General features: G+C 70.6%; 8 protein-coding genes. 7 read left to right on the plus strand and 1 reads right to left on the minus strand.

From position 1 onward, the window contains the following. Positions 1–165: 165 nt before the first annotated feature. Positions 166–912 carry a GntR family transcriptional regulator gene (locus tag Q0195_RS11135; RefSeq protein ID WP_299278395.1) on the minus strand — a complete coding sequence of 249 codons (747 nt, stop codon included), beginning with the start codon at positions 910–912 and terminating at the stop codon, positions 166–168. A gap of 64 nt (positions 913–976) precedes the next feature. Between Q0195_RS11135 and Q0195_RS11140 the strand changes: the two genes are divergently transcribed. From Q0195_RS11140 to Q0195_RS11170, 7 genes are all read left to right on the plus strand, one after another. After that, positions 977–1,831: a sugar isomerase domain-containing protein gene (locus Q0195_RS11140; RefSeq protein WP_299278397.1), complete on the plus strand. Its 855-nt coding sequence runs from the start codon at positions 977–979 to the stop codon at positions 1,829–1,831. 401 nt (positions 1,832–2,232) lie between these two features. Beyond that, positions 2,233–3,297 (plus strand): substrate-binding domain-containing protein, encoded by a 1,065-nt coding sequence (locus Q0195_RS11145; protein ID WP_299278400.1) that lies wholly within the window; start codon positions 2,233–2,235, stop codon positions 3,295–3,297. 82 nt (positions 3,298–3,379) lie between these two features. Beyond that, on the plus strand, positions 3,380–4,870 hold the full coding sequence (locus Q0195_RS11150) for a sugar ABC transporter ATP-binding protein (protein ID WP_299278402.1): 1,491 nt from the start codon (positions 3,380–3,382) through the stop codon (positions 4,868–4,870). Further along, positions 4,867–5,871, plus strand: a complete 1,005-nt coding sequence (locus Q0195_RS11155) for an ABC transporter permease (RefSeq protein WP_299278405.1) — start codon at positions 4,867–4,869, stop codon at positions 5,869–5,871. The genes Q0195_RS11150 and Q0195_RS11155 overlap by 4 nt, the downstream gene beginning before the upstream one ends. Further along, positions 5,868–6,860, plus strand: coding sequence for an ABC transporter permease (locus Q0195_RS11160; RefSeq protein ID WP_299278408.1), 993 nt, complete (start codon positions 5,868–5,870; stop codon positions 6,858–6,860). The genes Q0195_RS11155 and Q0195_RS11160 overlap by 4 nt, the downstream gene beginning before the upstream one ends. Before the next feature lie 132 nt (positions 6,861–6,992). Next, positions 6,993–8,171: a Gfo/Idh/MocA family oxidoreductase gene (locus Q0195_RS11165; protein ID WP_299278410.1), complete on the plus strand. Its 1,179-nt coding sequence runs from the start codon at positions 6,993–6,995 to the stop codon at positions 8,169–8,171. A 429-nt stretch (positions 8,172–8,600) separates the two neighbouring features. After that, positions 8,601–13,109 carry a family 16 glycoside hydrolase gene (locus tag Q0195_RS11170; RefSeq protein ID WP_299278413.1) on the plus strand — a complete coding sequence of 1,503 codons (4,509 nt, stop codon included), beginning with the start codon at positions 8,601–8,603 and terminating at the stop codon, positions 13,107–13,109. The last annotated feature ends 177 nt before the right edge of the window (positions 13,110–13,286 follow it).

Consider the following 13,286-nt stretch of genomic DNA (forward strand, 5'->3'; position numbering starts at 1 on the left):
GTGTGCGGGTCTCCGCCCCGACCGGCGTGGTCGCCTCACCCATGGTTCTCCCCTGCCGTCCGCACCGACGCGCGTTGCCCTCACAGCCATCATCCACTGCACCGGTGGTTCCGACCCGGCGAGCCGGACCTGCCATCGCCGTTGCGGTCCTGCCGGCCGGGGGGCTCAGGTGCTCGACGGCGGCCTCGCGCCGTTGAGCGTGAAGACGGCGTCGATGATGTACCGGTCGGCGACGTAGCAGCTCTCGGTGTGCTCGAGCGGACGCTGCTCCGTGTCGACGATGACCCGGCGTTCGACCAGGAGCGCCGACCGGGAGGGGACCTCGAGCAACCGGGCCTCCGCGGCCTTCGCGAGCCTGGCCGAAATCCACGCGCGGGCCACCGCCGGCTCCCGGCCCAGGTCCCGCAGCGCCTCGTGGAGCGAGCCGCGCTCGAGGTCTCGGCTGAGCACCGCCGCGCAGTCCAGCGGCAGCACGGCGTTCTCGATCGCCACCGGGATGTCGTCGGCCAGCCGCAGCCGCGAGATGGCCACCACCCTGCTCCCCGGGCCGAGGCGCAGCGCCTCGACGTCACCCGCCGTGGCGTCGACGAGCTGAGCGCGCAGCAGTCGGGAGGACGGCGTCCTGCCGCGCCGCTCCATGTCGCGCGAGAAGCTCATGAGCGGGGCGCCGTGGCGGTGCATCGGAGGCGGGGCGATGTACGTCCCCGAGCCCCGCCGGCGGACGACGAGCCCCTCGTGGGCGAGGTTCTCGACCGCCTGGCGGGCGGTCATCCGGCTCACGCCGAACCTCGCGGCGAGCTCCGCCTCCGAGGGGAGAGCGTCCCCGGGCGCGCCGGAGTGCACCCGGTCGCGCAGCCACGCCTCGATCTGTTCGTACCGAGCCGCCGGCCGCGGGCGCTCTTGACTCTCCATGGGCGGAATCCTAGTGTGCCGCCACGGCACAGTTGTCTATACCGATTGGCGCAGGTGTCTGGACATGAGTCGGACAGGGGACGTAGCCGGCGCATGGTCGGACCGTGCCGTCGAGCTCATCCGCCACATCAGGGACACGCAGGCCGATGCGGTCGGCACCGCGGCCGCCTGGTGCGCGGACGCCATCGCCGCCGATGGGCTCGTCCATCTCTTCGGCAGCGGCCACTCGCGGATGGCCGTGGAGGAGATGTTCCCCCGCTACGGCTCCTACCCCGGCTTCCACCCGCTCGTCGAGCTGTCCCTGACCTTCCACACCCAGGTGGTCGGCACCAACGGGCAGCGTCAGGCGATGCACCTCGAGCAGACGCCCGGCCTGGCCGAGGCGGTGCTCGCCAACTTCGCCTTCGGCACGCGGGACGTCATGGTCGTCTTCAGCGTCTCGGGAACCTCGACGGTGGCGGTCGAGATGGCGCAGGGCGCCCGGCGCCGGGGTCTGCGGACGGTCGCGGTGACCTCACTGCCGCACACCACGGCCACGCGGACGGCGGATCGCCCGGTGCTCGCAGATGTCGCCGACCTCGTCATCGACCTCGGCACACCGGTGGGCGACGCCCTCGTCGCGGTCCCCGGCCTCGACACCCAAGTGGGGCCGGGCTCTACCGTCGCCGCCGTCACCGTCGTCAACGAGATCAAGGTGCAGACGGCCGCGCTGCTCGTCCAGCGCGGCATCGTGCCTCCGGTCCTCACCGCCGCGGCCGTCATCGGCGAGCAGCGCTCCACCGAGCTCTTCGACGCGGCCTACGACGAGCACGCCCGCCGCGTCGCCTCCGCACTCGGCGGTGCCGGAGCAGCTCGTGCCGAGGCACGCCGCACCGCTCCTTCCACCCGTCCGGCACCAACCGAGCCACCGCCCGTGTAACACCCGCGGACCGGCTACCGGCTGCCCGATCGAGACAACCGTCGCCGCTCGACGCCGGGCCGCCTCCGGCGCAACATGCACGGCGCGGACCACGGTCCGCCGGGCAGGGCGTACTTGGCGGCGTGCCACGGAACGCGCAGGTTGGCTCGTCTCCGAGTCGTCACCCACGCGCCGGAAACTCACCCGGGCATCGCCACCGCAGCCGCCCCACCGTGCCGAAACCGTTTCCGTCGACTCTTGACGACTTTGCAGTTGGTCATTAGGTTCTTATGTACAGACAGGCTATGGAGCTTGCCCATACAGGTCGTGAAGCAACGGAGCGGAACTGACAGGGGGCGCGGGACGACCGACCTGGTGGGACGCGCATAGACACTCGAGAACATTCCGGGGGGAAACCAGCAATGAAGCTGTCCACGAGAACCTGCGCAGCGGCGGGCGCCGCCCTGGTACTGGCGCTGAGCGCCTGCGGCTCCGACGGCGGAGCCGACTCCGCCGGCCAGGATGACGCCGCCGCGGCGAACGGCGGTGGTGACTACGTCATCGGGGTCAGCAACACCATCGCGGGCAACGGCTGGCGGGAGCAGATGATCTGCTCGATCCAGGCGGAGGCCCTGGCCAGCGGCAAGGTCTCGCGCGTCGTCGTCCTGTCCGAGAACGCCGGACCCACGGAACAGGTGCAGCACCTGCAGAACCTCATCTCCGAGGGCGTCGACGCCATCGTCGTCAACCCCTCCGACCCCGAGCAGCTCAACGGAATCATCGACGAGGCCGTCGCCCAGGGGATCGTCGTCGTCGCCGTCGACGCCGCCGTCACCACCGACAGCGCCTACGTCGTGACCAACGACCAGGTCGAGTGGGGCCGGCTCGGCATGGCGTGGCTCGCCGAGGAAATCGGCGGGGCGGGGAAGGTCCTCTACGTCCGCGGCATCGAGGGCGTGCAGTCCGACACCGACCGCCACGAGGGTGTCATGGCCGCGCTCGAGGACTACCCCGACATCGAGCTCACCACCGTGTGGAGCAGCTGGGACTACACCCTCGCCGGGGAGATCGCCGTCCAGCAGTTCAGCGCCACCGACTACGACGGCGTGTGGACCACCGGCCCGGACTACACCACCGTCAACGGCATCCGGACCGCCGGCAGGGACCTCGTCCCCGTCACCGGGCAGGACAGCAACGCCTTCCTCGCCCAGCTCCTCGACGGTGCACCCGGCGCCGCGGTCACCAACCCGGCTGTCATCGGCGCCGTCGGGACGCACGTGGCCCTGCGAGTGCTGGACGGCGAGGACGTCGAGCAGACGACGATGCTCACGCCGGAGCTGTGGACCATGGAGACCAGCGCCGACAAGATCGAGCAGGCCTACGACCCCGACCGCGGGCCCGACACGAGCGCCGCCGTCGAGATCGACTACCCGCTCGAGATGACCCGCGAGCAGCTCTACGCCTGCGAGGGTCCCAGCGGCTCCTGACCCGCCCCCTGGCCGTGCACCACGGGACGGGGGACGGCGGCCACCCGCCGCTCCCCCGCTCCCGGCCTCGACCCCAGAGAGCATGATGTCCACCGATGCACTGCTGGCCGCCCGCGGGGTGGCCAAGGCCTACGGCAGCGTCGTCGCCCTGCGCTCGGCCGACCTCACCGTCGGCGCCGGGGAGGCCCACGCCCTCCTCGGCGCCAACGGCGCGGGAAAGTCCACGTTCGTCAAGGCGCTGACCGGCGTGATCCGCCGGGACCGCGGCACCATCACGATGGCCGGCGAGCCGGTCGAGCTGCGCTCCCCGGCGGAAGGCTACGAACGCGGCATCGCTGCGGTGTTCCAGGACCCGGCGCTCATCCCGGACCTCACCGTGCGGCACAACCTCCGCCTCACCGGCACGGACCCGGGCGCCGTGCGCCAGGAGCTCGCCGGGCTCGGCATCGAGGGGATCGAGATCGACGAGCGAGTCGCCGACATCCCGCTTCCCTTCCTGCGGATGCTCGACCTCGCCCGCGCGCTCGTGCACCGGCCCCGCCTGCTCGTCCTCGACGAGATCACCGCCGCGCTGCCGGCCGACCTGGCCGAGAAGGTCTTCACCGCCATGGCCCGGCAGACCCGCACCGGCGGCTCGGTGCTCTTCATCTCCCACCGCCTGGAGGAGGTCATCGAGCACTGCGACATGTGCACGGTGTTCCGCGACGGGCACGACGTCGCGCGCTTCGCGCCGCAGGAGGGGCGCGAGGCACGCATCGTGCAGTCGATGCTCGGCGACCGGGTCGAGGCGGAGGTGGCGGCCGAGCGCTCCCGCCGCAACGTGGCCGACGGCGTCACGCCCCGCCTCGAGGTCGAGGGCCTGAGCGCCGGTGACCTGCTCCGCGACGTCAGCCTCACCGTCCGCCCGGGCGAGGTGGTGGGGCTCGTCGCCCTCGAGGGCCAGGGCCAGGACGCGCTCTTCGAGACGCTCGCCGGCGACCGCCGTCCGCGCGCGGGAAGCATCCGCGTCGAAGGCCGGCCGCTCACCGCCCGCCACCCCGCGGCGGCGATCCGGCGCGGCATCGCCCTCGTCCCGGCCGACCGCACCCTAGCGCTGCTCCCCAAGCGCTCGATCCGGGAGAACATCGCCTTGCCCTCGCGTGCCCGCCCCGCGCGCTGGGGACCGATCTCCCGTCGCCGGGAGGATCGTTCTGTCAACCGCGCCGTCGAGCGCCTGTCCATCGACACCCGCGCCGCAGCGCAGGCCCGCCGACTCTCCGGCGGGAACCAGCAGAAGCTCACCATCGGCCGCTGGCTCGCCGAGGGCTTCCGCACGCTCCTCCTCTTCGACCCCACCCGCGGCATCGACATCGGCACCAAACGACAGATCTACGACCTCGTCCGCGAGATCGCCGACTCCGGTGCCGCGGTCCTCATGTACACCAGCGAGCTGCGCGAGATCGAGCTCGTCTGCGACCGCGCGCTCGTCCTCCACCGCGGCGAGATCGTCGCCGAGCTGCCCGCCGACGCCGGGGAGGAAGCGCTCCTCAACGCCGCCCACGGCCTGCACCGGGACGAGGTGACCACCGGATGACCACGCCGACTCCGCAGCTCACCACCATGCCGGCGCCCACCAGCCGTGCGGCCCGCTTCCGCCAGCAGCACGGCTGGGTGGTGGGCGTGGCCGTGCTGCTCGCTGCGATGATCCTCGTGCGCTACCTCCAGGTGGAGCGCTTCGGCGGGTTCGAGCTGCGCGCCCTGACCGCCGGCACCCTCATGCTCGCGCTGCTCGCCATGGCCCAGGGCGTGGTGGTCCTGTCCGGCGGCATCAACCTCGCCGTCGGCGCGCTCATGGTGCTGGCCAACTGCTTCTCCGCCTGGCTCATGGAGGACGCCTCCGTCGCCACCTGCCTCGTCATCGCCCTCGCGACGGTGGTGGGCACCGCCGTCGTCTCCGGGCTCATGGGATGGCTCGTCACCGTCTCGGGCATGCCCGACATCGTCGTCACCCTCGCCCTGCACTTCGTCTTCGTCGGGGTGGCCCTGCTCATCCTCGGCGGGCCGGGCGGTGGGACGAACCCGGACTTCTCCCGGATGGTGGTCGGCGGCTACTCCGACCCGCTCCCCTCGCTGCTCTGGCTGGTGGCGGTGTTCCTCCTGGTCTGGGTGCCCTTCCGGCGGAGTCGGGCCGGGATCGCCACCTACGCCGTCGGCAGCGACCGGCAGGCCGCCTTCCTCGCCGGCATCGTCGTCGCCCGCGCCCGGGTGCAGGCCTACGTCCTCTCCGGCGTCTTCGCCGGGCTCGCCGGGATCGCCACCACGGCATCGCTGGGGAGCGGGAGCCCGCAGGAGTCCATCGCGCTCGGTGCGCTGCTCGGCTCGGTGGCCGCCGTCGTGCTCGGCGGGGTGGCGCTGGCCGGCGGGCGAGGCGGGTTGCTCGGACCCGTGCTCGCGGCCTTCGTCCTCACCCTCATCCCGGCGATCCTGCTCAGCGCCGGCGCCAACCCGAATGTCGCAGTGCTGCTCGAGGGCCTCATCATCATCGGCGTCGTCATGCTCGGCGGCCTGCTCGAGCTGCGCAGGAGGAAGCAGTGAGCACCGCCGTCACCACGTCCCTCCCCCGCACCCGGCGCCTGAGAGGCACGCTGGCCGACCGGCCGGTCCTCGTCCTCAGCGCCGTCTTCGTCCTCTTCTACCTCGTCACCGGGATCCTCGACCCGAGCCTGTTCAGCACCGGCGGCCTGCGGTCGGTCCTCCTCCTCGCCTGCCCGCTGGCGCTCTTCGCCGCAGGCCAGACGATCGCCTTCCTCACCGGTGGCATCGACCTGTCGGTAACGATGACCGCCAACGTCGCCGCCTACGTCGCCGCCACCCAGAGCGGCGCCGGACCGCTCCAGGCGATCACCCTGGCGCTCGTCGTCGGCGCGGCCGCCGGCCTGCTCAACGGCGTCGGGGTCGGCGTCTTCCGCGTCCACCCGCTGATCATGACGATCGGGATGTCCAGCGTGCTCCTCGGCATCGTCTCGGTGGGGCTGGCGAGCGGCGGGTTCCTCACCGGCCCCGCCGTCGTCCCGCCCCTGCTCACCACCCTCGGCGGCGGCACGCTCGTGGGGCCGGTGCCGATGAACGTCGTCGTCTGGGCGGGCGCCTCCGTCGTCCTCCTCCTCGGGCTCGTGCGCACCGGCCTGGGTCGCACGATCTACGCCGTCGGGGACAACCCCACGGCGTGCCGCCTCTCCGGGGTGAAGGTGTGGCAGGTCCTCATCGCCACCTACGTCATCGTCGGGATCCTGGCGGCCGTCGCCGGCCTGCTGATCTCGGGCAGCAGCGGCTCGGTGGGCCCGAGCCAGACGAACTCCTTCCTCCTGCCGAGCATCGCCGCCGCCGTCATCGGCGGGACCTCCATCCTCGGCGGCTCGGGCGGGTACGCCGGGACGATCCTCGGGGCGCTCGTCCTCACCGTCCTCAACCGTCTGCTCCTCACGCTCGGCGCCGGCCAGGCCGTCCAGCAGATCGTCTACGGCGCGATCGTGCTCACGCTGGCCTGGGTCTACGTCGCCGTCTCCGGACAACGCACCGACTGACGCCACGAAAGGAGGCGCCAACCACCGAGCTGCGCGACGCGGCGCAGCCGACGACGACGCGCTCGTCAGCGCGACCGACACACGACGATGAGAAGGGGGCCTTGTGCAGTGATCGCACATCGCATCGCCATGTTGGGCACCGGCCTGATCGGTGACTTCTACACCGCCGCGCTGAACCGCGGCCGCAACCGGGACGCCGTGGACCTGGTGTACTCCCGCAGCGAGGAGCGCGGCGCCGCGTTCCGCGAGCGATGGGGGGTGCCGCGCTCGACCACCTCGCTGGAGGCGGCCTGCTCCGACCCGCAGATCGACACCGTCGTCATCGGTTTGCCCAACGACATGCACGAGCACGCCGTGCGCCTCGCCGCCGAGAACGGCAAGGCGGTGCTGTGCACCAAGCCGCTGGGCCGCACCGCCGCGGAGGCCAAGCGGATGCTCGACATCGTCGAGGAGCACGGCGTCTTCGCCGGCTACCTCGAGGACCTCGTCTACACCCCGAAGACGCTCGCCGCCGTGAGGTCGGTCCGCCAGGGCGCACTCGGCGACATCCTGTGGGTGCGCTCCCGGGAGACCCACCCCGGCCCGCACAGCGCCTGGTTCTGGGACGAGAAGAAGGCCGGCGGCGGGGTCATCGTCGACCTCGGTTGCCACTGCATCGCGATCTGCCGCAACTTCGTCGGCAAGGGCAACCGCCCGGTGGAGGTGTTCTGCTGGAAAGGCACCCTCGTGCACCCGATCACCGCCGAGGACCACGCCATCGCCCTCATCCGCTTCGAGTCCGGCGCCGTCGGCCAGTTCGAGGTGTCCTGGGCTTTCCGCGGCGGGCTGGACCTGCGCGACGAGGTCTCCGGGACCGAGGGGACGATCTGGCTCAACCACTTCCTGCGCACCGGGTTCGAGATGTACACCAGCGGCAACGGCGCGGGCTACGTGGCGGAGAAGGCGGAGTCGACGAGCGGCTGGCTCTTCCCCGTCGGCGACGAGGTCACCGAGCTGGGCTACCTCGACATGTTCACCGACATGTTCGACGCGATGGACTCCGGTCGCCAGCCGCAGGAGACGTTCTACGACGGCTACGTCGTCAACGCCATCATGGACGCCTGCTACGCCTCGGCGGCGAGCGGCTCCTGGGCACCGGTGGAGCTGGAGGACTGGCGTGGGGGTACCACGCCGCGCATCGCCACGTCGCCCGAGGTGCACGACGGGCACGCCGTCATCAAGCGGGAGACGCTGCCCGACGGCCGGAGCAAGGTGCTGTTCCAGCACCGCGAGACGGGCGAGATCCTCGAGGAGGTTGCCCGGCCCGGCTGATGCGACGTCGCCCGCCGCGGAGCGTGGTTGCGGCGGCGGGCCCGCGGGGAGTCACACGGGGGTGAGCACATGGTCATGCGTAGCGGGTAGCGGGCGACCTTGCCCGAGCGTGCGCGGAAATACGCGACGTCGGTGACGAACAATGTCTCGACGCTGGCATCACAAATAATTTCGACCACGCTCCGACGACGAACGGGAAGAAAGTGCAATTCTTCCCGCAGTTCGGCCTGCCCGGAAACAGCGCGGTCCCACGCGGCCCGCGCTCGTCGCCATGCCCGAAATTCTGCGTTCTCGCACCGGAATGAATGCCCCGGGACCTCCCTTGACAATTCCACACCATCTGGACAATGTGGGAGGCTCAGAATGCCTACTCAGAGTGGAGGGGTCATGAGTAGACGGGCATTATCCGGATTGTTGTCCGTGCCATTGATGATGTCGTTCCTGGTGAGCATGCCGGCGGCCGCACAGCCCGGCGACGCGCCGACGGACGGCCCGCAGCAGGAGCAGGCGAGCTTCGCCGAGCTCGCTGCGGAGGACCAGTTCGAGAAGGTGCGGCTCGCGTCCATCCCGGAGCCGATGACGCTGGACATCGCCCCGGACGGCCGGGTCATCACCACCAGCCGCGACGGCGTCATCCGGGTCTTCCACCCGGACACGCAGGACCTCACCGTCGCGGCCGAACTGAGCGTCTTCGACGACCATCCGCTGCCGCCGCACCCGGACATCGAGGGCTCGAAGAACCAGGAGGGCGGGCTGCTCGGCCTCGCACTCGACCCGGACTTCGAGGAGAACGGCTGGGTCTACGCGTACTACACGAGCCGGGAGGAGAATAACCACATCCTGTCCCGCTTCGTCATGGAGGGCGACGAGATCGACGTCTCCTCCGAGGTCCAGATGCTGCGGGTGCCGTACAACAAGACGCACTGCTGCCATGTCGCCGGGGACCTGGAGTTCGACTCGGAGGGCAATCTCTACCTCAGCACCGGTGACGAGTCCCCGCCGGACCTCAACGAGCAGTACTCGCCGCTCGACAGCCGGCCGACCCACTGGTACAACGACGACCGCCGCACCTCGGGCAACACCAACGACCTGCGCGGCAAGATCCTGCGGATCACGCCGCAGCCGGACGGGAGCTACACCATCCCCGAGGGGAACCTGTTCCCGCCCGACGAGTACGACCCCGAGCTGACCCGGCCGGAGATCTACGCGATGGGGTTCCGCAACCCGTTCCGGATCTCCATCGACCCGGCGACCGACCGGCTCCACATCGGCAACTACGGTCCCGACCGGCTCGGTGAGTGGACCGAGCGCGGGCCGTGGGGCTTCGACCAGTACATGGTGACGTCGGAGCCGGCGAACTTCGGGTACCCGTTCTGTATCGGGAACAACTATCCGTACCGTCCGTGGGACTACGCCACGAACCAGCCGCTGGGCGACTTCTACGACTGCGACAACGGCCCGGTCAACGACTCGCCGAACAACACCGGGCTCGAGCAGCTGCCGCCCGTCACGCCGGCTACGATCTACTACCCACGCAGCTGGGCCGGCTGGCCGACGACGTGGGTGGGATGGCCGGACCGCGAGATCAACCCGATCCCCGAGCCCTTCCTCAACATGGGCTCGGGTGCCGGCGGCCCGATGTCCGGGCCGGTGTACCGCTACGACCCGGACCTCGACTCGGACACCAAGTTCCCCGAGCACTACGACGGGCGCTGGTTCCTCCTGGACTACCACCGCGGCCACGTCAAGACCGTCGAGCTGGACGAGGAGGAGCAGGTCACCGCGATCGACGACTTCATGCCGGGCACGCACTGGGCCGGTCTCATGGACGGCGACTTCGGCCCGGACGGCTCGCTCTACGTCCTGGAGGGCGGGGCCTTCGGGCCGAGCTCGAACGCCGCGCTCTACCGGGTGGACTACGTCGCCGACATCGAGGAGCCGGAGGTCTGTGTCGCGGACGACTTCGGCGGCACCGAGCTCGACCGTGACCTGTGGACGACGATCGTGCGGGAGAACCCGGACGGCTACCGGCTGGTCGACGGCGCGCTGGAGCTGGACATGCTCCAGGGCGACATGATCAGCAACCACCTCAGCGGCAACATCGTCACCGACGGGCAGAACCTCGTCCTCACCGACGTCCCCGAGGGACGGTGGGTCTCGGAGGTCACGCTGCAGATGCCGGTGGGTGCGGTCAACCACGACCAGGCCGGCTTCATCATCTACGAGGACGACGAGAACTTCACCAAGCTCGCGTACTTCCCGCCCTACGGGAGCAGCCCGGACGGCCGGTTCGAGTACCTCTACCACGAGGACGGTGAGATCCGCTTCCAGAGCGGGGTCGACAACCCGACCGTGTTCAACGCCCCGCGCACGCTGACACTCAGGCTCACCAGCGACGGCCAGAACGTCTCGGCCGCGTACTCGGTGGCGGGCAGCGCCTGGGTCAACATCGGCCGACCGGCCCCGGTCTCCCGGTACGAGGCGCCCAAGTTCGGGTTCTTCGCGGTCCACGGCCCGGCCGAGATCGAGAACCCGCTGACCGCGACCTTCAGCGACTTCTCGCTGTGCCGGACGGAGGACCCGGGCGAGCCCGTGTGCGCCGGGCCGACGCCGGACCCCGGCTACCGGGCGCTGTGGGACGGGTCGACCCTCAACGGCTGGCGACAGGCCGGCCCGGGTGGCTTCGCCGTCGTCCCGGACGAGGACCGGGAGGGCACGTGTGCGCTGGAGTCGATCGGTGACCCAGCGGGCCTCGGGATGCTCTGGTTCGAGGAGGAGCTCACCTCCTACCGGCTGCATCTCGACTTCAAGGCCGAGGCGGAGGACGACAACTCCGGCGTCTTCTTCGGGTTCCCCGACCCGGGTGATGACCCGTGGGTCGCGGTGAACCAGGGCTATGAGATCCAGATCGACGACACCGGCGGCTTCCCCAACGCCCCGGACAGCTCGAAGACCGGGTCGATCTACACCTTCCAGGGGCCGACGTCGTTCCCGACGGTCGCCGGGGAGTGGAACGAGATGATCATCGAGGTCGACGACCCCATGGTCCGGGTCTGGATCAACGGCATCCTCGTCAACGAGTACGAGGACCCGGGCGACCTGGGCCGCGACCTGTCCTCGGGATACATCGGGATCCAGAACAACCGCGTGTCGGACACGGTGTTCTTCCGGGACATCTGGGTCCAGGAGATCGTCACCTGCCCCGACCCGCAGACCCCGCCCGAGGGCTACGTCGCGCTCTTCGACGGCGAGTCGCTCGACGGGTGGACGATGGCCGGTCCCGGCGGCTTCGAGATCGGTGACTGCGGGGTCCTCCAGCCCTACGGAGGTATGGGGCTGCTCTGGTACGAGGAGCAGCTGTACGAGGACTTCGTCATGCAGGTGGATTTCCGGGTCCACCACCCGGCCGACAACTCCGGCGTCTTCGTCCGCTTCCCCGATCCCGAAGGGGACCCGTGGAAGCCGGTGAACGAGGGCTACGAGATCCAGATCTACGAGGCGACCGACAACCCGCTCGGCCGCACCGGGGCGGTCTACACCTTCGCTCCGGCGGAACCGCTCGCCACCAACCCGATCGGCGAGTGGAACACCATGGAGATCCGGGTCGTCGGCCAGGAGTACACGGTCACCCTCAACGGGGTGCAGGTCGCGACCTACACCGGTGACGGCAGCCGTGGGCTGCAGGGGTACGTCGGCCTGCAGAACCACTCCGAGGGCAAGGCCGCGGGCGAGACGGTGGAGTTCCGCAACGTCTGGATCAAGGAGCTGACGGAGGACCCCGAGCTCACGGTCCAGGCGTCGCTGGACCCGGCAGACCCGGACGGCAACCCGCCGTGGTACGTCTCGCCGGTCACGCTCACCCTCGAGTCGAACCACCCGGATGCCGAGCTGCAGTGGCGGCCGCGGACGGACGAGTCGCAGTGGCGGACCTGGACCGAGCCGGTGACCTTCGACGAGGACGGCGTCCACAACATCGACTACCGGGCCGTGCTGTCCGGCGACGCCGAGCCTGCCGAGAAGGAGATCCTCGTCGGGCCGAACGGGTTCGACTTCAGCGAGGACGAGTTCACCGTGGCCCAGGGCGACACGATCAAGTTCCAGTACGTCCCCGGCTACCCGCACGACGTCGTCATCACCGACGACGCCGGGAACGTGCTGGCCTCGCGCCCGGAGGCCTCGGACTGGGAGGACGACCCGTTCTACTTCGAGGCGACCGAGGTGGGCCGGTTCTACGTGTACTGCACGCCGCACTCCACCCGGCCCGACCCGGCCGACCCGACGACGTGGCGTGGGATGGTCTCGACCTTCGAGGTCACCCCGTCCAGCGGGGCGGGACCGGTCGAGACCGGGATCTTCGAGATCGAGTTCCTCATCGACCAGGCGGCCGCGGTCACCGAGGCCACCGTCGCCGGGGAGCAGCGCGGTGGCGGCTACACCGGCGAGGTGACGGTCGAGCTCACCGCCCAGGACGCGACGTCCGGGGTGGCCGAGACGCACTGGCGGCTCGCCGGCGACGCCGAGCACCAGCGCTACACCGGCTCGCTGACCTTCACCGAGGTGGGCGACCACGTCGTGGAGTTCCGCTCGACGGACGTCGCGGGGAACGTCGAGGACTGGAGGTCCGTGGCGTTCACCATCGTCCCCGACGAGCCGGCCGCGTGCCCCGACCCGGACGGGCGGGCGACCGTCGTCGTGGGCGGCATCGACAGCGGTGTCCCGAACTACGAGCTCGACGACGGCTGCACCGTCAACGACCTCGTCCGGGACGATGACACCTGGGCGAGCCGCGGGGACTTCGTGCGGCACGTCTCCGACGTGACCGGGCAGCTGCGTGACGACGGCGTGCTCACCGCGCGTGAGAAGGACGCCATCGTCCGGGCCGCGGCCCGCAGCGACGTCGGGCGGCAGGGGGTGAGGACGCTGAACCAGATCCGCTGACCTGACCGGTGCCTCCGGGCGTGGGTGTGGCTGCCGGCTACGCCCACGCCCGGAGGTCTGTCCGGGTGCGTGGTCTCCGGCGCCTGGTTTCCCGAAGTCCGGTCGGTGGGCGTCGGTCAGCGGAAGGTCAGCCCGCGTTCGGCGAGGGCCTCGGAGAGGAGCCTGATGGCACGCGGT

It is taken from the genome of uncultured Georgenia sp., assembly GCF_937958535.1.
GTDB lineage: Bacteria > Actinomycetota > Actinomycetes > Actinomycetales > Actinomycetaceae > Oceanitalea.